The 24,142-nt window shown below is 45.2% G+C and carries 19 protein-coding genes; 8 read left to right on the top strand and 11 right to left on the bottom strand.

Annotated elements, in window-relative coordinates; genetic code table 11:
* Position 1: 1 nt before the first annotated feature.
* From G367_RS0112240 to G367_RS0112230, 3 genes are all read right to left on the bottom strand, one after another.
* Positions 2-1,096: a PaaI family thioesterase gene (locus G367_RS0112240; RefSeq protein WP_020413421.1), complete on the bottom strand. Its 1,095-nt coding sequence runs from the start codon at positions 1,094-1,096 to the stop codon at positions 2-4.
* Positions 1,097-1,212: 116 nt separating this feature from the next.
* A complete protein-coding gene (locus G367_RS0112235; RefSeq protein ID WP_020413420.1) occupies positions 1,213-2,685 on the bottom strand; it encodes an alpha/beta hydrolase in 1,473 nt (490 codons plus the stop codon).
* A gap of 72 nt (positions 2,686-2,757) precedes the next feature.
* Positions 2,758-3,135 carry a hypothetical protein gene (locus tag G367_RS0112230; RefSeq protein ID WP_157533491.1) on the bottom strand — a complete coding sequence of 126 codons (378 nt, stop codon included), beginning with the start codon at positions 3,133-3,135 and terminating at the stop codon, positions 2,758-2,760.
* 1,030 nt (positions 3,136-4,165) lie between these two features.
* Here G367_RS0112230 and G367_RS0112220 point away from each other — a divergent pair.
* From G367_RS0112220 to G367_RS0112210, 3 genes are all read left to right on the top strand, one after another.
* Positions 4,166-4,681 (top strand): sigma-70 family RNA polymerase sigma factor, encoded by a 516-nt coding sequence (locus tag G367_RS0112220; protein ID WP_083922726.1) that lies wholly within the window; start codon positions 4,166-4,168, stop codon positions 4,679-4,681.
* Positions 4,682-4,838: 157 nt separating this feature from the next.
* Positions 4,839-4,964 carry a hypothetical protein gene (locus G367_RS26950; RefSeq protein ID WP_281165067.1) on the top strand — a complete coding sequence of 42 codons (126 nt, stop codon included), beginning with the start codon at positions 4,839-4,841 and terminating at the stop codon, positions 4,962-4,964.
* Positions 4,965-5,131: 167 nt separating this feature from the next.
* Positions 5,132-8,134: a TonB-dependent receptor gene (locus tag G367_RS0112210; RefSeq protein ID WP_020413415.1), complete on the top strand. Its 3,003-nt coding sequence runs from the start codon at positions 5,132-5,134 to the stop codon at positions 8,132-8,134.
* A gap of 435 nt (positions 8,135-8,569) precedes the next feature.
* Here the strand turns inward: G367_RS0112210 and G367_RS0112205 are convergent, their stop codons facing one another.
* The gene (locus tag G367_RS0112205; RefSeq protein ID WP_020413414.1) at positions 8,570-9,052 is read right to left on the bottom strand and encodes a PraA/PraB family alkane oxidation protein activator; all 483 of its coding nucleotides are present in this window, start codon (positions 9,050-9,052) and stop codon (positions 8,570-8,572) included.
* 1,143 nt (positions 9,053-10,195) lie between these two features.
* Between G367_RS0112205 and gndA the strand changes: the two genes are divergently transcribed.
* Entirely contained in the window at positions 10,196-11,716 is a 1,521-nt protein-coding gene (gene gndA, locus G367_RS0112200) for an NADP-dependent phosphogluconate dehydrogenase (RefSeq protein ID WP_020413413.1), read from the top strand.
* 98 nt (positions 11,717-11,814) lie between these two features.
* Here gndA and rdgC read toward each other — a convergent pair whose 3' ends face one another.
* From rdgC to G367_RS0112170, 6 genes are all read right to left on the bottom strand, one after another.
* Positions 11,815-12,807: a recombination-associated protein RdgC gene (gene rdgC, locus G367_RS0112195; RefSeq protein WP_020413412.1), complete on the bottom strand. Its 993-nt coding sequence runs from the start codon at positions 12,805-12,807 to the stop codon at positions 11,815-11,817.
* Positions 12,808-12,972: 165 nt separating this feature from the next.
* Positions 12,973-14,100, bottom strand: coding sequence for an alkaline phosphatase family protein (locus tag G367_RS23775; protein ID WP_020413411.1), 1,128 nt, complete (start codon positions 14,098-14,100; stop codon positions 12,973-12,975).
* A gap of 507 nt (positions 14,101-14,607) precedes the next feature.
* Positions 14,608-14,946 (bottom strand): hypothetical protein, encoded by a 339-nt coding sequence (locus tag G367_RS0112185; RefSeq protein WP_020413410.1) that lies wholly within the window; start codon positions 14,944-14,946, stop codon positions 14,608-14,610.
* Between the two features lie 10 nt (positions 14,947-14,956).
* On the bottom strand, positions 14,957-15,460 hold the full coding sequence (locus tag G367_RS25165) for a hypothetical protein (RefSeq protein WP_020413409.1): 504 nt from the start codon (positions 15,458-15,460) through the stop codon (positions 14,957-14,959).
* 89 nt (positions 15,461-15,549) lie between these two features.
* A complete protein-coding gene (locus tag G367_RS0112175) occupies positions 15,550-16,650 on the bottom strand; it encodes an alpha/beta hydrolase family protein (RefSeq protein WP_020413408.1) in 1,101 nt (366 codons plus the stop codon).
* Positions 16,651-17,051: 401 nt separating this feature from the next.
* The gene (locus G367_RS0112170) at positions 17,052-17,450 is read right to left on the bottom strand and encodes a VOC family protein (RefSeq protein WP_020413407.1); all 399 of its coding nucleotides are present in this window, start codon (positions 17,448-17,450) and stop codon (positions 17,052-17,054) included.
* A gap of 327 nt (positions 17,451-17,777) precedes the next feature.
* On the opposite strand from G367_RS0112170, the gene G367_RS0112165 reads away from it, so the two are divergent.
* The 4 genes from G367_RS0112165 to G367_RS0112150 all read left to right on the top strand — a co-directional run bounded on the left by G367_RS0112165 (position 17,778) and on the right by G367_RS0112150 (position 21,318).
* A complete protein-coding gene (locus G367_RS0112165; RefSeq protein WP_083922725.1) occupies positions 17,778-18,854 on the top strand; it encodes a bile salt hydrolase in 1,077 nt (358 codons plus the stop codon).
* Positions 18,855-19,060: 206 nt separating this feature from the next.
* A complete protein-coding gene (locus G367_RS0112160; protein ID WP_157533490.1) occupies positions 19,061-19,504 on the top strand; it encodes a hypothetical protein in 444 nt (147 codons plus the stop codon).
* A gap of 45 nt (positions 19,505-19,549) precedes the next feature.
* Positions 19,550-20,413, top strand: coding sequence for a GNAT family N-acetyltransferase (locus G367_RS0112155; RefSeq protein WP_020413404.1), 864 nt, complete (start codon positions 19,550-19,552; stop codon positions 20,411-20,413).
* A complete protein-coding gene (locus G367_RS0112150; RefSeq protein WP_020413403.1) occupies positions 20,413-21,318 on the top strand; it encodes a polysaccharide deacetylase family protein in 906 nt (301 codons plus the stop codon). Before G367_RS0112155 ends, G367_RS0112150 begins: the two co-directional genes overlap by 1 nt.
* A 1,340-nt stretch (positions 21,319-22,658) precedes the next feature.
* Here G367_RS0112150 and G367_RS0112145 read toward each other — a convergent pair.
* Complete coding sequence (locus tag G367_RS0112145; protein ID WP_020413402.1) at positions 22,659-24,131, bottom strand: aminoacyl-histidine dipeptidase; 1,473 nt, start codon at positions 24,129-24,131, stop codon at positions 22,659-22,661.
* Between the last annotated feature and the right edge of the window lie 11 nt (positions 24,132-24,142).

The following is a 24,142-nucleotide window of genomic DNA, read 5'->3' as shown; positions in this document are numbered from 1 at the left end:
TTCAGGGTGTCCAAGGTTTGCCTGAGGTTGCAGTGGCAATAATTTCATCTGGCTGTTTGCCATCCGCAAGCATCTGAGCACCGCCGGGGATAACCAGTGCGGAACCAGTGGCAATAGCCACGCGCTTACCGCTGGGCGTATCAATATTGCAGGATGAAACCCTTAACTGCCGGCCTCGGTGAAGTACCTGGGACTCTAAGATCAAATCCCCACTGTTGAGCTTTGCTGGTCGTGCAAAGCGAATATGCATATCTAGAGTGGCGAAGATAGATCCGGCAGGTAGAGTGGAGTAAACAGCTCCGCCCATGGTGAAGTCTGCAGCCCAGGCCAGAAGCCCACCATAAATGGATAAAGTTCCATTAGAGAACCAGGGGGAGGAAGGCATGGTAGAGATACAGCGCCCATTTTCTATCTCGACTGCTCGATAACCAGTAAGTAACCAAACTGGATGCATTCGCCCTTCATTGATCGTCAACCGCTGAAGTTCAATGGGCACTTGTTCTGGAAAGTGTGCCATATCACAAAAGAAGGTTTCAGGAGGAGGGCGTAAATAAGGATCAGGTGGCTCGGTGGGCCCTAAGTCTGGTAGAGGAAGCTCTTGATCTGGGCTGACTGGAAAGTCTGCTATTAAGCAGCGGGTACTCCCATAAGCGAGAGTCCTGCCATTTTGGTCGTTGATCTGCAGGCTGGAGAGGCCAACCTGGCTACCGGAGTGAATCGTCGTTGCCCGGCCGACAATGTTCTGAGTACTAGTGGTAATTGGCCGGATAAAGCACATGTTCAGTTCAGAAGTGCTCAGTACTTTACCTGCGGGTAGGGTAGTCCAGATAGCGGAAGCCAGGGGAGCATCAGCGAACATTGCATAGATACCGCCCCAGTAAATGCCGGTACCATCAGCTAACCAAGGTGTAATAGGCATGGAATAGGTAGCTTTTCCAAGCCCTGCCTCAATAGGTTGCATGCCAGTTAAGCGCCAAAAGGGAGGTCCTGGCAGGCTACCGCGAATATATTGCTTGAATGTCTGCAATCCAGGTTGCTGAAGTGCTCGCAGGTCACAAATGGCGCCGCGATGAACTTCGTCGGTGATATTGGTCATCCCCGCCTCCAGTTGCATCTATAGCAAGGTTAATGTGCGGGGGTGGGGGATACGAGATATTGTGTAGTGGATAGGTAGCGGCAAGAATGCCACTACCGAAAACCTATAGAGAGCCTCTATTTTATAGCTAGAGTGGGCAGATCCACCGTAATCGTTGTCTTTTCAATAGGGCGCCCCTCCAAAAATAAGTTTATGGTGTCTTGAACCTCTTCGGAGGCCATAAACAAGTTGTGACCGGCATTTTTTACGGTTACTAAGGTTGTATTTGAAAGACCTGAAACGGCTTCGTGTTGGCTTTCAATATAAGTTCTGCCATCTAGCGTACCGCTGAATAATAATACGGGCACATCACTTTGCGGGTTTGCCCGGAAGCGATTTCCCAAGTCCAGCTCTGGCGCCAAGCCGTCATAATGGTATGAAAAGTTTAAGTAGTCCCCCAGCAGGCTAGCTTTAGCTTGTTCGGCCACCTTGGCTTTGCGTCCTTTATCGATACCGGATGCAATATCCATAGCAGTGGGCATCGGTCTGAGGGTAATGGGAGCTCCAGGCTGTAGGAACCCATCAGGAAAATAACGGGAAGGAACTTTGTTGAAGGCCGGTACCTCTCTCAAGTCTATTGCACGATAAAAAGCGAGCAGTTGGGCTGCACTTTTGGGGTCTGCAATAAATGCAGAGGCTATTTGTTGCATATCTCTGCGTTGTAATAGGGTATCCAGCTTACTCCCATCCCTTTGCGGAAGCTGAATTTTTAGAGGTTGCTTTTCCAGCTTTGCATGGACGCGATGTATCAAGCCTTTAATATCTGGGTAAATCGCCTTCGCTTCGGGCTGCTGATCGATGGCTTTTTGAAGGCGATCCAGATAGGATTCTGTACGGGAAGGTAGCTTAATCGTTTGGTTTAGCCCCTCAGCACTGGAAAGAATAATCCGATCAATAGACCCCTCTATCTCCTTTAAGGCTGCTAGTGCCAAATGGCTGCCGTAAGAAGTGCCCCACAATACAATTTTCTCTTCTCCCAAATGGTGCCGTAGAGCCTCTAGATCACGAGCACTTTCCAATGTGTTATAGGCTGCGAGATCAACACCTTGATCGCGCCAGAAAGAGAGGCATTCAAGAAGGGCACTTTGATGCAGTTCAACATATTTCGAATCGGAGGTGGAGATGAGCGGTGGAACTATCTGCTTAGACTCGCAGTTAGGCAGGTCATTGGAATGCCCGGTGCCGCGCTGGTCCAGGGCAATGACATCACCGTATTCCCGCAATGCCATAAACATTTCATAGCGATAGTTGACTGCCATAATTCCGGATCCGCCGGGGCCCCCAGCCAGATAGACAATAGGCGGACCCGCCTTTTTACCTGTCGAAGGGAAGCGGATATACTGAATTGAAAGGTTGCGGCTATCTTTGATAGCGCGATTTTCTGGGACCTTAAAAAAACCTCTGTAACCATCTGCAGTTTTTTTATTCCAGGTAGTCAATGTATAGGGCTTTTCATTATTTATTGCTTTTGCATGCCCGATAGAGGAGGTCAATAGGAGACCAGCAACTGCTGAACTCCAAAAAAGGGTTAGTCTTTTAAGTCCTTTCATACAAACTTGCCTGCTTGTTAATATGCTTGCTTTGATTGTCTGTGATAGAAAAAGTCAACTCAAGCCAATTAGCTATCCGGTTGTGGAACTTATCATCGGAGCAAGTTCGACTTTTCGTTCTGAAGAGTTATTTGGCATCTTGGAAAGATTTTTGTTGGCCAGATAGCTCTTTTGAAAAAATGTACAGAAGAAATTATCTACATGGTTATTGAGCAGATTTTCTGGAATTTCAGGCTGTTGTAAAAACTGGCTATAATCTGGTTTATCTGTGATTTCTTTTATTGGCAAATCCATTGCTGGAAGTTCCTTTGGATGAAAAATGTGCGGAGTACCGATATTTGTCAATCCAGCATGGCACCCGGAATAGAGTAGGGCCATAGCATCAACGATAAAACCTCCCCAGTCGCATCCGCAAAATCTTGCTTTCTGTAATCCGAAATGGTTCATCATACCTGTAAGGGCATTATTGTGTTCTTTCCCAGCACCTCTGAAGGTAGGCTTGAAGCTGTAACAATGGAGTGCATAATTTAAGAGAGTCTCTCCATTTTATTATTTTTCCTTGAAAAAATAGAAAATCACTATTTGTTTTTTAAGTGGATATTTTCCGGTTCAACTCTCCAAGTTCTTTTACTGCGATACGAGGGTTGTGAAAAAGTAAAGAATTTAAAAGTTGTCACTAAAGTCACAGAGGTTATCGAATAAAGTATATAAAGAAAAGAAAATTTCAATTAATGAGCCTAAATTTGTTTGATATGGGGTGCTTATGTTTGATCTTTTTGTGCCAGTTTGATTGGTTCCAGGGCGTTTATTGGACGGCGATTAGGCAACTAGAGGGCAAAGTATTGGATTTGTTTGAGCTGCCATACAGAATTCTGACTCTTCTGCTGGTTTTTATAGTGCCCAGTGGGGAATTGTTTTTCTGGTGAGAGGCTTTTTCTATGTTATTAGAATGATGCGGGGGAAAGTCAAGTGGCCTTTGGATAAACTGCAGTAGGCTTTCTTTAGTACCAGTTACAAATTTATGAAGGTTTGCGATGCTAGCTGTGGAGTCGCTCAATGAGTGATCAATGCCTCTTAGGCTAGCTAAACTTGGAAATCTTGTGGCGTGTAATTCTAGAGATTGTTCACTTATGAAACATATAGGCGTTCTATTCACCATTTAGTTTATTGAAGGCGTTTATCAATAAGTGTGGTGCAGTTATTCTAAATTTTCTGGAAACCGAATAAGTCAAAATAAATTTAAGAAAAATTTTCCAGAGAGAATTCTTTTAAAGTGTGTTTTTGACCTAGCAGTCTGCATTTTTGATTGGTTTTGTGAATTAATGGTCATAATTTTATAAGTCTCTGAAAGCTTTGTGGTAATTCAAATAAGTTTTTTTGGTGTTCGTCCAGTTTTAATTACCGGCTTAGCGCTAGTCGAGTTAGTGATGAAGCTCTAGGCGGTTGGCACACTTCCAATTGACCAAATACTTGTTTGCCTATGAACAAAAGCTGCCAAAAAGATATGGCTTCATGGGTCGGGGAGTATCGTTTGGGGTTGAGGCGATATTTTTCTTCCAGGGTGAATATTTCTGATGTGGATGACCTGGTGCAAGAAGTTTTTGCGCATCTGCATTTTCAGATGAAGAAATCTAATACGAATATTAGAAATCCAAGGAGTTATATCTACACAATTGCGAAAAATCTTTTGGTAAGCCATGGCCGCTACCAGAAATCTCGCTGCCGTGCATATCATGAGCCACTTAGTTCTGAGATAGATATTCCAGATGTGATCACACCTGAGCGAACGGTTATAGGGATGCAGGATTGCCGTCGTGTCTGTCAAGCTATCCTGAGATTACCGCCAAGAGCAGGTACAGCATTTAAATTTCATCGCTTTGAAGGTTTAACTTACCAAGATATCGCCGAGCGCATGGGAATCTCCAAGGAGTCAGTAAAGGAGCTAATTCAACGTGCATTAGTTCGAATTCGGAAGGTAATGGAAGAGGCCGTTTGACGTTGCCGATTTTGACTAGGCTAAGTGAGACATCTTGAGGGAAATTTCAATAGATTAGTTTTTTAATCTTGGTGTTTAAGGCGTTGTTGATTTATTTGTTGTTTTGTATGGGGGATTCATTTTTATCAGCTACTATTTTCTATTTGGGTGTTGGAAGTTGGAAGTTGGAAGTTGGAAGTTGGAAGTTGGAAGTTGGAAGTTGGAAGTTGGAAGCTGGAAGCTGGAAGCTGGAAGCTGGAAGCTGGAAGTTGGAAGTTGGAAGTTGGAAGTTTATATCAATTAAAAATATAAGTTTTTGTTGTTCTTGATTTATGTTTGATGTTCTCTGGGCGGGTAATCTTAATCCCCCCTACCGCGAGTGTGTTGCGTCTTTAACTTGGTTAGGCCTGAGATAAGGTGGTGTTTGGCTGACTTAAAAATAATAGAGAAAATAATATAGAGAGACTCAGTATGATGATGAGCCTTCGTAAGAAAGAAAAGTTGATTGCACAAGCGATTCGTACCACTAATCCAGTCAATAATCATACCCCTTGGTATAGCGTTGCGATTGCCTGCATGGTAATGACTGCGACGCCATTGACAGCCTTATCTCAGGATGACCAAAGCGAGGATAAAAGTAGTCGAGCAAGGCAGCCTATCGAAGAAGTTACCGTAACAGCACAAAAAATAGAGGAGAGTATTCAGGATGTTCCTATCGCTGTCTCTGCCTTGTCGGGGGACAATATAGATGCCCTGAAGATTGAACGGGGTGAAGAACTACTTCGTGCGGTGCCTAACGTAAACTTTTCCAAATCAAACTTTAGTACCTATAACTTCTCAATTCGTGGCGTTGGTACCAAGGCTGTCTCTGCTGCAACCGATCCGGCGGTGGCGGTGAGCTTCAATAATGCACCACTTATTCGTAACCGGTTGTTCGAGCAGGAGTTTTTTGATGTACAGCGAGTAGAGGTGTTACGAGGACCTCAAGGTACTTTGTATGGCCGAAATGCGACTGCTGGCGTGGTTAATATGTTGCCGGTGATGCCAGAGGATGAATTTGCTTCTGAGATTAAAGCTGAAATAGGTAGCTATAACTCAAAGCGCACAAGTGGCATGTTTAACTTGCCGGTGGGCGATACCATGGCACTGCGGCTTTCAGGTGCTATGACCAAGCGTGATGGCTTTGATACCAATACCTACACTGGGAACGATGTAAATGATAGGGATCTTTATTCCACGCGTGCCATTTTTGAGTGGGAACCCAGTGAAACCTTTAGTGCAAACCTGATCTGGCAGCACTTTGAAGAAGATGACAAACGCTCACGTACTGGCAAGCAGCTATGTACCACCGACCCGGGACCATCGACGATCGGGGATACTGAGCTAACAGAAATTACTTCTATTTTCTTTAGCCAGGGGTGTATGCCGGCATCAATTTACAGTGATGATGCCTATAGCGCGCCGAATGGAAGAGGGTTTGCTTTTGTGTTGGTACCCCAGTTTATCAATTTAGATACTGGATTTCCGATTATCGACTATTACAGTAATCCCTATGGAAATGCAGAGCAATCAAGGGATTTACGTGAGATTGCCACCAGCTATGATCCAGTTTTCCGTGCTGAAAATGATTTAGTGCAGCTGAATTTTGAGTGGGAATTGAGTAATTCACTCACTTTTTTCTCCCAATCAACTTATGCAAAGGATGATTACTACTCTTCTCAAGATTACAATCGTTATGTATCAGACCCAATTTTTAATGATTCTGCTGAATTTGTTCCCACCCCTGGAGGAATTTATACTGATCCACAGTTAGGCCCCTCTGATGGAATATTAGCAGTAGATATTAGCCGCTCCGATAATAAACAATGGAGCCAGGAATTCCGGTTACAGACATCTTTTGATGGGCCCTGGAACTTTTCATTAGGTGCTAACTACCTGGACTTTAAAACCCAGGATGATTATTTTGTATTCAATAATATGTTTAGTTTGATTGCAGAATATTTTTATAACGGTACCAGAGACCCTGATACAGGTTTATTGATTTCTGAAAAATGTATTGATCCAGAGCTCGGTGCGGGTGATATGGATTGTATTTATGTAGATCCAAATTCACTTGAGAATATTGATGAGGAGGGGCACAACTATTTTCTTAGCAGAAACTTAGTGGAAACTCGCTCATGGGCCCTGTTTGGTGAGGCCTATTGGCAGATCACAGAGGATGTAAAACTTACCACAGGTTTGCGCTACACCGATGACCGTAAGCAATCAACTCCTGTACCTAGCCAGTTACTGTTAGGTACAAGCTTTGATAGTGAAACAGGAGAAATAATATCGGGTCAGCGTTCAGGTGGGCTTGTTCACCGAGGATATCCAGAGGGAGATCAAGTTACTCAGAATTGGCAGGAATATACGGGCCGTGCGGTACTAGATTGGCGAGTAGACACCCCCTTTACTGACGATACCATGTTTTATTTATCTTTTGCTCACGGTTATAAGGGGGGCGGCACTAATCCACCTCGAGCAGAGATTGATCCAACCGTAGTGCAGTATCAACCCCTGGAGGACTCCTTTGAACCGGAGTTTGTTAATGCGATAGAAATCGGCTCCAAGAATGTAATGTTAGATGGAAGTCTGACATTCAATGCCAACGCCTTCTATTATGATTATACAGATTATCAAGTTTCCCAAATTGTTGATCGCATTTCTTTAAATGAGAACTTTGATGCGGAGAGTATCGGGCTTGAGCTTGAGCTGGCGTGGCAGCTTACAGATAGCACCAGAGTTGATATGAATATGGGCTACCTGAAGACTCGTATCGCAGATGGTGAAGAGTCTATTGATGTTATGAATCGCACTCAAGGAAATGAAGATTGGATGTTGGTAAGGCCTAGTATTCAGGTTCCTTCAAACTGTATTGCACCAGTGGATTTGGTTGAAACAGTTGCCGCCACCGGCAATGTGCTTGCCATTTGGTCACTCTGTGCAGGCTCTGCTCTATACGGTTCATTTACGCCAGAGATAGAGGGCTTTGCGCGCTGGGACTTGCTTTATGGTGTAGATCCTTATAATCCACTCACTGATGCTCCAAATGGAGGGCGGGGCTTTGCTGCTGATCTGAGTGGTAACGAGCTACCTAATGCTCCGCGTTTTACTGTGAATTTTGGTGTCGAACATACTATTCCTATTGAGGACTGGGATCTGACGTTGCGGGCGGATTACTATCGCCAATCTGAGAGCTATGCACGTGTTTATAATACAGAATATGATCGTTTGAAGGCATGGAGCAACCTTAATGCTTCTGTGAGCTTGAACAACCCTAATTCTGAACTGTATATGCAGCTCTACGTGAAAAATATATTTGACGATGCGCCGATTACAGATATGTTTACAAATAGTGATGATTCGGGTCTTACTACAAATGTATTTACTTTAGAGCCTCGTATTGTTGGGTTTAGTGTCAGTAAAGGCTTTTAATACTTTTACTTTTTAAACCCGGTATCGGAGGCCTGCTGATTAGAGTAGTCACAGTAAGTTAGAATGCGGTATTTCATCTCTTACTTACTGTGGCTTTTCCTTTGTCTTCTTCTGATAGATTGCTAATTTACTAATATCTAAATTAAATTAATTTTTAGATTAATAGAGCTGATATTTATTCTCTTTCAAGATTAGGTTGGTTGTAGGGAATAGCTTCTCTAGCGTATTCTACTATGAAGGTACTGTAATTGTAGGGCCTGATTTCCTTTTGAGGGATTAATGTTGCATGACATTATAAGAGGATTTGAATAGTAGTATTTTATATAAAGGTAAGGGTAATAAGAAAATGCTTTGAAATGAAATTCATTAGTTATTTATAAAAAATACCGCTAGCGGTTGCCGGCGGTATTTTAAATTGGCTACCTCGAGGGTTTTTTAGGGTACAGTAAATGAGGATTGTGGGTTGGTTGATACAACGCCATTAATTACACAGGCACTACCTGAACCTACACTCGGAATTTGAGCATTATTAAAGGTGATCCTTCCTGTTGATTGATCGAAAGAACCTGTTAAATCTCCAGCGCAGTTACCAGTTACGGCGGCAACAGCAACATTCTTTAAGGTTACTGTATTGTTTGCGTTTCCTATCAGGTCATAGGGAAGATTATTGAAGGAGACACTGTTGCACATATTGAGGAATCCGCCCGATAGCGCAAGACTGCCTACTGAAGCATCTGCGCCGGTGGAATTTACACTGCCTGAAAGTGTGCAGTTAAGAGAAATTCCTTTTTTAACCGTTAGGGTGCCAACATTTGCCAAGGCGATAGCACCCGGAGGGGACCAGGTTTCGGCGTTGGCTAGACTGGTAACCCCAAGGGAAACGAGACAGATAGAAGCAGCGGTAAGGATCTTTTTCATAATAATAATATTCCTAGTAGCTTTGTAAGTTACGGCAGGCGTAGTGTCAATACTTGGGTATTTATAATCCGCCGCCTTTTAATAAGCGCATCATCGCTTGGAGGTGATTCCACTTATAGCCTAGAAAAACTGAATAGGGTTTAAGTATCAACACCATCCATCCTTAAAGACGAACAGGGACGATTATTGGGGGGAGGGATAATTCAAATAGACGCGATTTTATCGGTAAAGAACATTCTTTATCCTCAAATTTAGTTGATTATAGTCAGAATATTTTATATTAAGATTTCTGTACCTAATAAGCCTTTACCACAGTGGGATTTGGTTATCCTCAATATTGGATCTGTTGAGCGATAATGATTTCCATTTTAAACATTTTGGAGTTTATATTTTTTATACGATGAGTTCATACTTCCTGGAAAATTAAAAGATGTAGCCTGGGGGATCGAAGGGATGAATGAAGGCTGAATGTTGGCGAACTGCCAAAAGTGGTCTGAAGTGACTATGATAGTACATCCTGCATTTTCAAATTTATTTAAAAATAAGTTGGGATATAAATTTTTACGGTTTTCTGTGGTGCGGTAAATAAAAGTCGTGAATTATTTAAGATAATACCACTCTTTGTTTTGAGGATTTAATTGAACTTGGTAATGGGGACTCTAACATTTTTGGAAACTTCCCTCCGGTGGATTGGTTGGAATTACCTATCAGATCTCCGACAGTGTGCCTCAACGAAAAGTTAAAACTGGCATAGCCGATCTTCTGGTTGTCATCTCTCTTATAAATGGAATCTACTTCCTGCCGCTATGTGAAAGCTGTCTTCTGGATCTGATTTCTAAGGTTATATCAGCCATTTGTAATGGTTAACAGAATGACTGTTCCTGGTGAATGTGGACAGGGAAGAAGGCTATTGTACTTGCCTGTGATCAGGGCCCTGGCGCTAAAAGATATACCGGGCTGGTCCAATCTAATCCCTCTAGGAAAGTACCTACTCCATGCTGAGTTTTTGTCAGTGATCAATATTTTGTTGGTTGTTTTTTGTACATTAGGGTGATGTCGCTGGATCTTTGCTCTCCCGGCCTCGTATTCATATTGCTATACTCCGCGCCCCTGAAAGACCCCTATCTTAGTACGGAGAACTTGATGTCTGACTCACAGTGCGATATTGGCTTTATCGGCGCCGGTGTGATGGGTAAGAACCTGATCCTGAACCTGGCTGACAACGGCTACAAGGTTTGTGCTTTCGATCTGGATCACAATCGGCTCAACGCACTGCTGGAGCAGGACAAGAAAGAGCGCGGTGATCAGCCGGCACGGGTGGAGACCTGCAATTCGTACACCGAGCTGTTGGCAAAAGTAAAGGCGCCGCACCTGATTATTCTGTCTGTGCCAGCGGGTGCACCAGTAGATGATGTTTGCTGCAAGCTACTGGATGCAGGGCTTAAAGCAGACGATATCGTGGTGGATACCGGTAACAGCTTGTGGACTGACTCCGTTGAGCGCGCCAAGCGATATGAAGGTAAGCTGATCTTTTTTACCACGGCAGTATCCGGAGGCGAGGTTGGTGCCCGTTTTGGCCCCTCTTTGATGCCTAGTGGTGACCGTTATGCCTGGAGCCGTATAGAGCCGGTTTGGCACTCCATTGCAGCCAAGGTCGATAAGGCCAGTGGCCAACCTATCGAGCGCTTTGAGCCAGGCAATCCTGTACGTGAGGGAGAGCCCTGTGCGGCCTATATTGGTCCCATTGGTTCCGGTCACTATGTAAAGATGGTGCACAATGGTATCGAATACGCTGATATGCAGATGATCTGTGAGGCCTACCATGTGATGCGCAGTGCCCTGGAGATGTCACCAGCCGAGATTGCTGAAGTGTTTCGAGAATGGAATCGCGGCCCACTGAACAGCTACCTGATCAATATCAGTGCGGAAGTTCTATCCACCCTGGATTCTGTCACCGAGCAGCCGCTGGTTGATGTGATTCTGGATCGAGCCGGCCAGAAGGGAACAGGGCTGTGGACGGCAATCAGCAGTCTGGAGGTGGGATGTCCGGCACCGAGTATTGCCGAAGCAGTTTATGCTCGTTCCCTGTCTACGCGTAAGACCCTGCGCTCTCGTGCTGCTCAGAAACTAAAGGGGCCGTCAGTATCCCCGGTAGCGGTGGAGCAGCGTGATGAGGTAATCCAGGAGCTGCACGATGCCCTGTACTGCGCGAAAATTTGTGTATACGCCCAAGGCTTTGACCTGATGAAGCTGGCTGCGCGAGAGCAGGGCTGGCAGCTGAATTTTTCTGAGATTGCGCGTATTTGGCGGGCGGGCTGTATTATCCGTGCAGTATTTCTTCAGTCTATCAGCGATGCTTATGAGCGCGATGCCAAGCTGTCCAATTTGTTATTGGATGACTTCTTTACTCAGCAGATTGCCGAACACCAAAGCAATTGGCGTCAGGCGGTTGCCAGTGCCACGTTGAATGGTATTCCGGTACCGGCACTGTCTTCGGCTTTGAGTTACTACGATGCGTTCCGCACAGAGTCCCTGCCAGCTAATTTGCTACAAGGGCAGAGGGACTTCTTCGGCGCGCATACTTTCTCCCGTGTGGACCAGCCTGAGCAGAGGAAATACCACGTACTCTGGAGTGAGCCAGGTCGCCCTGTTGTAGAGATATGATCTGATAGAGAGTGAGGGGAAGAGCCCACATATATTCTGAGGGTAGGAGTGGGCTTCACCCGGTGGGCCTCCCGGTGCGAATGGCACCGGGTAAGTACTCAGAACGCTACTTCTTCCACTTCTCGTACCCGCTCATCGACTTCTCCACGTGAGGCTTTGGCTACTATTTCCTCCACGCTGGCAGCCTCCATATTTACTCCGCCAAAAGCGGCAAGCAAGTCCTTGAGCAGAGCTGAGATTTCAAGGGTCATTACGGCAAAATCGGCGTCAAAGCGCAGAGCTGCATTATCTGCATCGGCGCTATCGGCTTTTTCCAGTAATTCATCGTTGAACTTGACGCGTTTCAGGGAGAGCTGGTCGTCAACCAGGAATTCAACTCCTCCACGCCAGACCAGTCCCAGCTTGTGGACTTGAAGCCCCGCCACCAGGTGGTTGTGTATCTCCTCCGCGCAAAGGTCTTGGTTTTTGCAGCGGATCACACTACCGCTGTCTTTAGGGTCTCGAAGCTCACATTCATGGCCAAAATCAAACTGTATTGGCGCTTCAGGTGCGGTGAGCCAGTGGGTCATGGTTTGCTGTGGCAAATTTTTGGCGGAAAGGGGGATTACCGCAAGGCTGCTGATCGCTTCGCGGAGGTTTTCCAGCAATTCCTCTGCGGCAGATGCTGAGGAGGCATCTACTACGACCAAACCATCGTGGGGCGCGATATAGGCGTAGTGTAGGCGCGAGCGAGCAAAGGCTTTAGGCCGCATTTCAAGCAACACTTCATCCTTCAGGTTTTGTCGCTCTTTGCGACCAACCTGGCGGGCCTCTTTTGCGGAGATAGCTTGGGCCAGCTCTTCGACTTTTTCATTGACGACTGCCGCGGGCAGAACCTTTTCCTGTTTTTTGGCACAGACCATTAAGTAGCCATTGGTTGCGTGGACCAACTGGTTACCGTGGCGTCCAAGGGGGGGGACCCAGCCATAGCGAGAGGAGTCCTGGCTGCCACAGGGTATAAATGCCTGTGGCTCCAGTAGTTCGTTGAATTTTTCAGCATCCAGGCTGAATTCTTTGGTTAAGCGATAGACACGAAGGTTTTTAAACCACATACATCAGGCCATTTGTATTTAGTTACGAGTGCGGCCGACAATTATGCGGAAACTGGGGCGGGGCAGCTAGTGAGCTGTTTCCAAATGCCAGATTGGAGACGATTGCACCAAGTTCTATTGCTGAACTGACTGGGGCCAGCCATAGTGGCCCCGAAGCAGAAAAGGCTATTTCTTCACTAAGTTATCTATGGCTGGACCGGCGTCCCTGGAAAAATCTGTGGGAGTGAAACCCAGCAACTGTAATGCTGTGGCGGCAATCTGATTCTGGTACAGAGTGGGGCCCCCTGATACTTCACCATGTGCTTTGATATCCGGGCCCAGTGCTGCAATCCAGATTTCATCTGATCCGGGCATGCCATTTTTGTGTGGGTGGTCTTCCTTGCCAAAATATTGAGTCAGTGCCGGGCCGCTGGCGTGGTGTGGCCAGGCTTCGGCAATGTTACCGCGGCCATGGTCCACGGTTATTATCAGGTTAGTATTGTTTCGGTAGCCTTCGATAGATTGCAGGGTACTCCATAGGTCTGCGAGAATTACATCACTGCGATGGGCGGAATCGAGGTATTGGTGGTACTGTTCATCGTGGGCGAAATCATCGGTCTCACCCAGGGCTATATAGAGCATCTTTGGCTTATTATGGATTAAATATTCTTTGGCGAGCCCATAGGTGAAGGCGTCCGGGCGTACATCCTGCCAGAAAACTGGCAGCTGGCCTTGCAGTTCATTCAGAAATTGAGCACGCTGGGATATTCCAGGCCAGTTGGCGGGTTCCAATCCTGCATTGACAAAAACACCGCTTCGATCCCGGTTGATAATAGCTGAGAATACGCCCCAGCTACCAAAAACAGCTACACTTTTTTCAAACTCTGGTTTGTTATTTAACCATTCCAGGAAAGTGATATTGTCATTGGGTAGTGGATCATTGCTGTTAATTTTTGGATCGGCGCGCCCGGTGAGGATTTCATTGTAGCCAGGGTAGGAAAACCACCAGCCGTTAGTGATATTGGCAAAAGATTCCTTGTCACGGTTACCGGCCAGAAATCCGCCTTTTTCTATTTTATTCCAGATAAAAGGAAAAAGTTTTTCTCGCTTTACCTTTGCTGATTCGCCTCCAAATTGCTTGATCAATTGATCTTTATTCTCCGTAAACTTTTCGTGATTCAATATTTCCTGGTCGTAACCGGAAAAAACTTCCTGCCAGCGCAAGCCATCAATAGTTACCAGTACCAGATTATCGGCAGCCTTAGAGTGGGCGCAAAGTGTTATAGCCAGTATTGCCGTGAGAAGGGCCTTCATAGAGTGTATCCTCTGTGGGCGTTGCCCAGTGTTATTATTTGTTATATCGCGCTATATCTCTTTATGGTTTGAGCGATGCCAAATTTTACCGAAAAAACACGGTAAGAAAAAACTACAAGCTTATTCAGCTTTATTTTGCTAAAGGGCAACTGTTTAGGTGAGCCAATTTAAGCATCCAAGCAGCGCTCATTGGGAGCTGCCTGGATGCTTATGGAAAGTTACTTAGAAATCCAGGATAACTGATAGTGATATTGTGCACGGAGCGCCCCCCCAGGCACCGCCTGAAACTACACCACCCAGGTTGTCTTCATCAAACGGGTTAAGGGGAAGCGAGCTTAGTATTCTGATTAGAGGCTCAAAAAATATTCCGTTCTTAGGGAGTCAAAATTAGGGATAGGCTCTGATAGGGCACAAAACATGAGAAAATGGGTTATACATTGATGAATTGGAAGCCCCGGAGCTTTACGATAAAATTTCGGGGCGTGAGATGGAAAAACTCATTTAGGGTCAAGAGGCAATTTTCAATGAAATTCCAGTGCAGGCCTCTATTGCTGACCAAATAATACCGACAACCGCATTCCAAACCTTTTCAATAGTGACTGCGAGAAGTCCACGTAAAGTTTTGGCAAAGTTTAGGGCCATATCTTCCAGAGAGTCTAGAAAGTAGTCTCTGAGGTCATCATCAATTTCCTCGGCCAAAATTGCGTTGGCGATGAGCTTTGCTTGCAGCGCCAGCGCAGCCAGTTGGCGTTCTGAAAAACCGCGAATCTCGGTGATATCGTGATTGATAACTGTGGAAGCTGCATCTTTGATATTGGAAATCAGCTGGTTAACGTCAAGTGACATGTCTAATTCCTCAGCGGTTTAGAAAAGATTCATAGGTCAGGGCCTGGTCCATGGAGATTACAACTTCATTTTTGAAGAGAGCAACAGCAGTAGCACGCAGTCCCTTATCTTCATCTTCCTTTCGCATTCGATTTAGACTGCTGGAAATTTTTTCAAGGGAAGCAACACTTGGTGGTGCAGATTCAAAACTAATATTGCTATCTGTAGAGTCAAGGTAATTGTTGATTTTTCTCAAAGTAACCTTGCCGGGGACAGGTCGGGTATTTGATTGCATGGCCAGCGCATCAATTTTACCAATTAAGGAGTGATAGTTTTGGCTTCTCTCGCTATAGGAGCCTTTGTTGGTGCCATGGGAAACCGAGGAAAAGAATTGCATCAATTCAGCATTGACTTCGGTTAGGCCAGAATAAAGCTCCGCATCATACCTGGGAGCAAGCTGGGTACAGCTACTGACAAGAATCGCCAGAAATAAGCACAGAGTCGATGCTCTTTTCATTGGCTGGTTGGCTGACATCTCTACTCTCCTTGCTGTAAGTGTATTGTTGGTGACTGTTGTGTTCTGGAAATTTCTTACCGGCACGAGCAGTGCGCTTTGTTATTGGTTCAGGCTGGCTCTATGGCTATTTTTTCGCTATGGCTAACGATACTATTTTGTCGCTCGTAATAAGATAGCAGTAGCCTCACGGCCTCCTGATTGTCAAAGTAACGAGAGTGTACCCTGGCAGCCAGCTTGTCTGGGAAAGTGCCATATGAGCCAATAATACGCTCATAGCAATGATGGGCATCTGGTACTGCCGATCCGCTGGCAAACCAATCTGAGTGAGACTTGATATCAATCCACTCAATTAAGTCTTTGCGCTGGGACAGTTCAAGTACTTCATTCTGCAGCCAGGGTGCTTGCTTACCTAATACTTCAATTAGGGAGCCCATTGTGAGTATGCGAACAGGGACTCCAATGGGGGGAAGGTCAGCAAACAGGTCAACAGTGACAACACTACCGAAGCTGTGTCCGACAATGGTCACCGACTGGTATTTTTCTTGTGCAAGGCTGCTTTCCAATTGTTCACGTACTCGTCGGATTATTTCAAAACGTACCGCAGGTTTGCCCCTGGCCGCAGGTTCATTGGTGAGGTAGCGCTTACAAAAATCAGAGATGTCTACTAATAGGGAGACCGGCATTAATGCCACTATTGCCGTGGCTACAGCCCATATTCGCCAGCCACCAATGTACTCCACGGAGCGCTTCAACTTTTCCACCAGGAAGAAGAAAGGGTTGTCTGTGGCTGGCTCTATGGCCTCAACAAATAAAATAATGGTACCTAGGTACCAGACAATAAAAGCAAGAGCCGATAGCGTCAGGCCAAAAGTTAAGTATTTACGTCTAAGTACCCCTTTCCAGATGTGAAGATTGGCAAGCCAGAACCAGATCAATGAGAATCCTCTGGCAAGCCGAGTTTTCAATGTTTGCTGAGTAATACTGGGAACCAAGTCGTTCCAGTATGCCTCCACAAGATCCAGCTCCTGGGGCTGTCCGCTCGAAGCTACTCGTAAACGGTGGACTCCAGGGGGAATAGAGGGATCTGCAATGGGAGTGAGCGGCATGCGCTCGCTTGCTGCGATAAGTCCTTCGGTGAATTCGGACAGCTGAGCAGTGCTGGTGACCCTCGTTAAGCCGGGAACCAGCAAAATCAGGCTTCTATTCATGATGCTTCCAAATGATCGGTAAGGGTAGCGTGAGCACTCCAAATTGATCGAAGGCCAATAGCCAACTAAACTTTTGTTGTTCGGTGCTGCTTTGAGAAACGAACTTCCTTATCTTTAGGTGTATGCTGGCAGAAAGTCAGCAATGGCACATTCCAGTGCCGAAAATTTGTTCTATAACCGGGCTCACCCAGTGATCGTGATTAAGGTGGCAGGAACTTGGAACCCAATGAATGAGTCTTGTCCGATTTATATGTGATAGGGCAGGAGAAGTAAACAGGAAATTTTCAGGAAAGTATCGGGTAATCCAGAAGGTTCTAAGAAATCTGAAAGTCTGTTCGGTATGAGGGCAACCGCTTCACAAATCGGGCCCAAGTGAGGGAATCGACAAAGGCCCATAAAATTTACTCAGCAAGCTCGGTTTTCAGTTCAACTAGGACAAACTCATTGCCATATAAATCTTCAAAGTGTGCAAATTCTGCACCAGCTTCAGACCTGTGGGGCTTAGTAAACTGAACACCGTTATCCACCAGGCGTTCATATTCACTCTGAAAGTTATCCGTATAAATGACGGCGCATGGTTGCCCGGCAGTTTGTTTTCCGACACTCTTCTCCTGATTTTCTGAGGAAGCTTGAAGTAGCCAGATTCCTACATCTTTCTGTTTTGGTAAGCGGACATGGACGAACCGAAGGGGAGGCGCTTCGGAGTCGACAAATACCTCAAAGCCCAGCTTATCTCTATAAAACCTGATTGCCTCTTCGTACTCCCTGACCAAAATTACCAGTCTACCAATGGAGTTCATACTCTCCCCCTATTACATTTTACATTTGGATCGGCGTGAGTTTTCTTTCCTACATAGTGTAATCATTTTCAGTAACGGGGAATTTTACTTAAAAAGAAAGGGGCGTGAATCCGGTTGGTTGGAAAGCACGCCAGAAATAGGAGGTTAAACAGAGTTTTCGTTAGATTTGAGGTTATACACCTCAATTTCTACATACTGAATACCTCTGATGCGCTAAAACTATTCTACATATATTTTCACTTTTATTATGTTTGAGTCTGTTAGGTAAAGTGAGCTTTTCAGATGAAGGGTGGATTATTGAACACCTAAAGCAAGCGGAGAATATCTGTGAGATTGCATAGTTTAAATGAAGTCAAGCCCTTGTTTTACTGGATTGCTCCAATCCTCTTTTTTTCCCTCTTACTGGTTGCTGCATCTTCACAAGCTTGCACGCGGATATTATATGGAACTGGTACAGGGAACTATATCACCGGAAGAAGCATGGACTGGAGTGATATTAAAGCTGCTATGGATTTCTGGGCATTTCCAAAGGGGATGCAACGCAACGGAGGGGTTGGTAGAGGCTCTATTGAGTGGACATCCAATTATGGTTCTGTTGTGATCAGTATCTATGAGTCTGCGACTTCAGATGGGATCAATGAAGCTGGTTTAGTGGGAAATCTTCTATATCTGGCTGAAGCGGATTACGGTAATCCGGAAGCACGGGGTAAGCCAACAATTTCGGTTGGGGCCTGGTTACAGTATTTTCTGGATAACTTTCGTACAGTTAGTGAAGCGGTAAATGCGATGAAGCGAGAGCCTTTCACCGTGGTTGGTACAGATCTGCCCAATGGCAGGCCGGCTACCGCACATATTGCTCTTTCTGATCCATCTGGTGATTCTGCAATATTTGAATATATAAAAGGGGAGTTGCAGGTTCATCATGGGAAACAATACACGTTAATGACAAACTCGCCAATTTATGGACAACAACTAGCTATCAATACCTATTGGGACCTTATTGGTGGCCAGAATTTTCTGCCTGGTACTATTAGTGCAGCTGACAGGTTTGTGCGAGCTAGCTATGCCTTGGAGTCATCCCCGAAATACAATGCGCGTAGGGATGCATTAGCTTCCGTGTTCTCACAAATACGCGCTGTTAGCGTTCCTCTGGGGATGAGTAATCCAGAGAAGCCTAATATCGCCTCGACACTGTGGCGTTCAGTGATAGACCAGTCTGCCAAACGCTACTATTTTGAATCGGTTATCAATCCCTCAGTCATTTGGGTGGATCTTGATAAGTTAAACCTTAGTCTCGGTGCTCAAGTAATGAGTATGAAACTGGATGTTCCTGAGAATCTTGGGGGAGAGGTTGTTTCTGAATTTAAGCCGGCGAGTCCTTTCAAATTTCTTGCACCAAAATAAGACCTACAATTCATGATGTTAGAAATATCTCTCACTTCACCTCAAAATAGCATCTAGTCAATATAGGGGAAGCGGCTTTTGAAAATGATGATAAAATTGTCTGTTCAAGCGGCGGAATATGCCCTTTTAACAGTTTAATAATAAAAAGTCTCTTATTGGTGCGATTTTGCTTGACTAGTAGATGGGATGTATTTGAACGGGGTGTTGTGAGTGGTGGTATATATCAAACACCACAAGCGGATTTAGTGGTAAGTAAATTCAATTCGAAAAGTGCATCAGAGAGATTGACTCATTCGCGAAGGAATATTGAGAAGGCTGTAGCACTACCTAGAATAAAAGTTGCCTGGGGATTTCGCCTTGCTGGTAATTTTCTATTCTTTACCGTTATTATATTTTCTATCGTTCAGGTATCCACTCTGGAGCTGGATGTTGGTCTGATAGTGCTGGGAGTATTTCTTGGGATGTACATATTGGAAAGCTACGTAATAATTGCTTTCTTTTGTAAGCAAGCTTGGTGTGTAATTCCTATGCATGTGTTTTCAATTTTATCTCTGTTAAGTATTTCATATGGAGCAATGCTTTCAGTAATCCACTTTTTAAATATGGGGAAAATTCAGTTTAATAAAGGCTCTCTTGCAGATTTGATGTGATGTTGAATGTAGGATGTTTAACATGTGGCGAAAAAGGAGGAAATAATGTCTCAAGAGCTTACTATTCGCCCAATGACAAGAGGGGAAGTGGATTTATTGGTGGATTGGGCGGCAGAGGAAGGCTGGAATCCTGGGTTAAATGATGCGGAAATATTTTGGAATACCGACCCTGAAGCATTCGTTGCAGCATTAAAAGATAAGGAGCTGATAGGAGGTGGAGCGATTACTTCCTACGATGGGAGGTATGGATTTATGGGTTTTTTTATTGTGCGGCCAGAATTTAGACATCGAGGCTACGGAGACTACTTATGGCATATACGTAGAGATAAAATGTTGGCGCGGCTCTGTCCTGGGTCTACTGTTGGATTAGATGGCGTTTTTGACATGCAAAGCTACTATGCCAAGGGCGGATTTTCTTTCTCGCATCGTAACCTGCGTTTTGTTTGCCGGCCCTCAAGCAGGGTAAAAACCCTTGAAGGGAATGTTGTTCCTCTATGCCAAGTGCCTTTTGATCATCTAAACCAATATGATCGCGCTTGTTTTCCTGCCTGCAGGGGTAAGTTTCTACAGGGGTGGATAGCTCAACCTGAGGCCCTGTCTTTGGGGTACTTAAAGGACAGTCGCCTTGAAGGGTATGGAGTAATGCGTCGGTGTAGAAAAGGATTCAAAATTGGACCTCTATTTGCAAATGATCGACAGGTAGCGAAGTCCCTTTGTGATCAGTTATTGGTACATGCGGCAGGTGAGGAAGTATTCTTGGATGTTCCAGAAAATAATCCTGCAGCAATGGCATTGGCCCGAGCATACGGTATGGAGGAAATTTTTGGTTGTGCCAGAATGTATCTAGGGCCCAAACCGAAAATTATGCATAATCGCGTGTTTGGCGTTACAACTTTTGAGTTAGGCTAATGCAAAAGCGAGATTTGATTGGTTATGCCGGTAAACCTCCGCATCCTCAGTGGCCTGATGAGGCTCAAGTTGCCGTGCAATTTGTTCTTAATGTTGAAGAGGGGTCCGAATCTACACTGGTTAATGGTGATGGACAATCTGAGTCTTATTTACATGAAATTTCTGGTAGGCCTCCCCGGGTAGGTGAGAGGGATTTTAGTGTTGAAAGTATGTATGAGTATGGTGCTCGGGCTGGAGTTTGGCGTTTGCTAAACCTATTTGAGGAGAGACGGTTAAAGTTAACTGCGTTTGCTACGGGGTTGGCGCTGGAATTAAATCCAAAAATTGGGGAGGCCCTCTCTGCAGGGGGGCATGAAGTCGCGGGTCATGGCTATCGCTGGTTGGATTATAAGACAGTGCCAGTTGAAGATGAGCGGCAGGGTATTAGGCGCACTATTGAAATAATTAAGCACATAACAGGATGTCCACCTAGAGGTTGGTATACGGGTCGGACGAGCCTTAATACCAGGAAATTACTAAATGATGAGAGTGATCTTATTTATATTTCTGATTCTTATTGTGACGACCTGCCTTATTGGCAGTCCAGTGTATCTGAGAAATTGATAGTACCATACACCTTAGTGAACAACGATATGAGATATCTAATGCCTAATGGTTTTTCATCGGGGCAGGATTTCTTTTTATTGTTGAAGGACGCTTTTGACTGTCTTTGGAAGGAGGGAAAGAAAAGCCCCAAACTGATGAGTATTGGTTTACATGGTCGTATTAGTGGGCACCCGGCCAGGGCTATGGCTATTGCTCGATTTTTAGATTATATCATTACCTTTGAAGCTGTTTGGATTTGTCGTCGGGAGGATGTTGCTAAATGGTGGATATCTAAGCAATCTAAAAGCAATAATATATAGAGTTTTTGGGGAATATCTTGAGGTTCTGAATTTTCCTGGTATTTGTATGATGGTTAGTGCTCTACACTTCACTGAACTCTCTACTTGAGTCTCTGCATAAAGTTGAAGCGATTGATTTTCGATTCGGAGTGCGGATCTCGGCATAGGGGCATAAAAAATTCCTGTTTGCACCTATCTGATAAACAATGCCTTGGATCATGGACCGGGCAAAGAATAGCTACTCATGCGGGGCTTTGAAGAGGCAGCTAATGATTTTGGTATGAATTAAAAAGGAATTGGCTGATATTCATAGCATGCCGCAGAATTCCTTATTAATCAGCCTGGAGTGGATTGCGATGATGTGGGTGCTTATGATGAATCATGGAGTCGCTTACAGGAAAAGCTGCCTGCGCTAATACCCTCAACAAAGTTAAGGATGTGTGCATCCTATCTACTTGATCAAACAGACGTGAGGGTTGCAATAAAGAAGATTGACAATACTGTGGATATTATCTTCAATAGTCCAGCGAGTCAAACCAGCCGACCCCTTAAGCGCCGGCCGATTGAATTGGAAAGTAGCTAGTATCGGACAAGTTAATGTTGGCTACTTTGAACTAATATGTTTCCACTCTTATGCTGCTCATAGATTGTGAAGGGAAGGACAGCTGTGTCAGTGGCTGCGGAGAGAACACTGTCAACAAGATAGGCCCCAAGAAGCGGTGCAAAATTCAAAGATTCGCTGTTTGAATGCATTTTGCACATGTTGTACGACAGCCCGCTATAAACTCTAGGGATGGATTCACAATTAGTTTTCTGCTTTTTTAAGTTTCTTGCAATTTCGAGATCTGTGCTTGATAAGGTGGTAACGGTTCCGCAAGCTGTTAGAGAAAAAATGCTAAATATTAAAATTAGACTTTTCATAAATTATATAACTTCCTTGAGAAATTAATATTCCGGTTTAAAGCTTTTCATCTGTGACTGAAGCGCTATGGTGGCCGGTATCCTTTAACAATTTAGTGCCCACACCTATGAATGTTGGTTGTGACGCTTTAGGGATTACAGACAAACTTAAATTTTTATTGCTTCTTCCATGTCATAGTTGAAGTGAATGTATTGACTAGAAGGTTGGATGTAAAGTTCCATATTCTTATTTTGATTGAAATTTAATCTAAAAAGTATCTATCTAGCCCCCAGTCTTTTTAATCGACTTTTTTCTATTAGCGCCTGAAAAATGTGATTGCTTAGCAAGGACTATAGATAGTGTCGTGAGAGGGAGTGGGTGAGCAGCCCATCCACCGGGCTCACTCCGATGGATGGTAACGGGATCATTCTATTTATAATTAATAGGCACGAAAGGGAGTTTAGTTTTTAGTTGGGATTGCCTGAACAACTTTAATAAAGTAATCCCAAAAGTTGGCGACACTTTGGATGTGTACTCTCTCTTCTGGCGAGTGGGCGCGGCGAATGGTGGGGCCGAATGAGACCATATCCCAATTGGGGTAAGGTTTGGCTAGAAGGCCACACTCCAGGCCGGCGTGGATCACTTTCACTTCAGGCTCTTCTCCGGTCATTTCTTTGTAAACACCCTTCATCATCGCGAGTAGTGGTGAGTTGGGGTTTGGCGTCCAGCCGGGGTATGAATTATCCAGTTTGGTTTCTGCACCGGCCAATTCAAAAGTAGCGGCTACATCCAGGCTGTGCTGATCCCTAGCACTATCAGAAAGGCTGCGTACCAGGCACTGTATTTGAACCCGGTATTGGCCGTCTTTTTCTATAGTGACCACGCGGGCCAAATTGTTGGAAGTGTCAGCAATACCTTCCAGTGCGGTACTCATGCGCTCCACGCCATTGGGGCAGCAGCGAATAGCGCGAATCAGCTTTTGTTGACTCGTGATATCCATTGTATTGAGTGGTGTATCGGTGCTCTCCAGGCTAACTTCCAGTGCCGCTTCGTTATCCAGCTCCCGTGCAATTTGTGCGCTTTCAGTATGGACAACCGTTTGTAGTTGCTCCTGGTTGTCAGCAGGAACTACGAGGGTACTAAATGACTCTCGGGGAATGGCATTGCGCAAGCTTCCCCCATCTAATGTAGCGATTCTCAAAGTAGGAATTTCACGTAGGGCGGCATCGATAATGCGGTTGGCAATCTTATTGGCATTGCCACGTCCCTTATCAATATCCAGCCCTGAGTGGCCTCCGCGCAGGCCGCGTACAGACAGTTTATATGCCTGACTGCCAGCTGCTACAGGTATTGCCTTGTAGGGCAGAGCTGCATTGACATCGATACCACCGGCACAGCCAATGTAGAGTTCACCTTCGTCTTCAGTGTCGAGGTTTAACAGCAGATCGGCTTCGAAGTAGCCTGGCTGCAGGTTCTTAGCACCGGTCATGCCCGCTTCTTCATCGATGGTGAGCAGAGCTTCCAGGGCGGGGTGGGGGATATCTGTAGACTCCATCAAGGCAAGAATGGCGGCGACGCCGATGCCATTGTCGGCTCCAAGGGTAGTGCCTTCGGCGGTAATCCACTCACCATCAACATGCGGTTTGATAGGGTCGGTGAGGAAATCGTGTTCAGTATCCGCATTTTTTTGCGGCACCATGTCGACATGGCTTTGCAGCGCCAGAGTTTGATGATTTTCCATGCCCGGTGTTGCCGGCTTTTTGATAATAACATTGCCAATCTCATCCAGCTGCACATCCAGGCCGCGGGTTTTGGCGAAATCGACAATGTGCTCAACAACTCTATCTTCATGCTTGGAAGGGCGGGGGATTTCACAAAGTTTGGCGAAGTGTTTCCAGAGAGGGGTAGGGTTCAGCTCAGCAATATTGCTCATTGGTGGCCTCA

Source organism: Microbulbifer variabilis ATCC 700307 (assembly GCF_000380565.1).
Classification (GTDB): domain Bacteria; phylum Pseudomonadota; class Gammaproteobacteria; order Pseudomonadales; family Cellvibrionaceae; genus Microbulbifer; species Microbulbifer variabilis.
The sequence above is the reverse complement of the archived record's forward strand: the minus strand, read 5'-3'. Positions and strand labels throughout refer to the sequence as shown.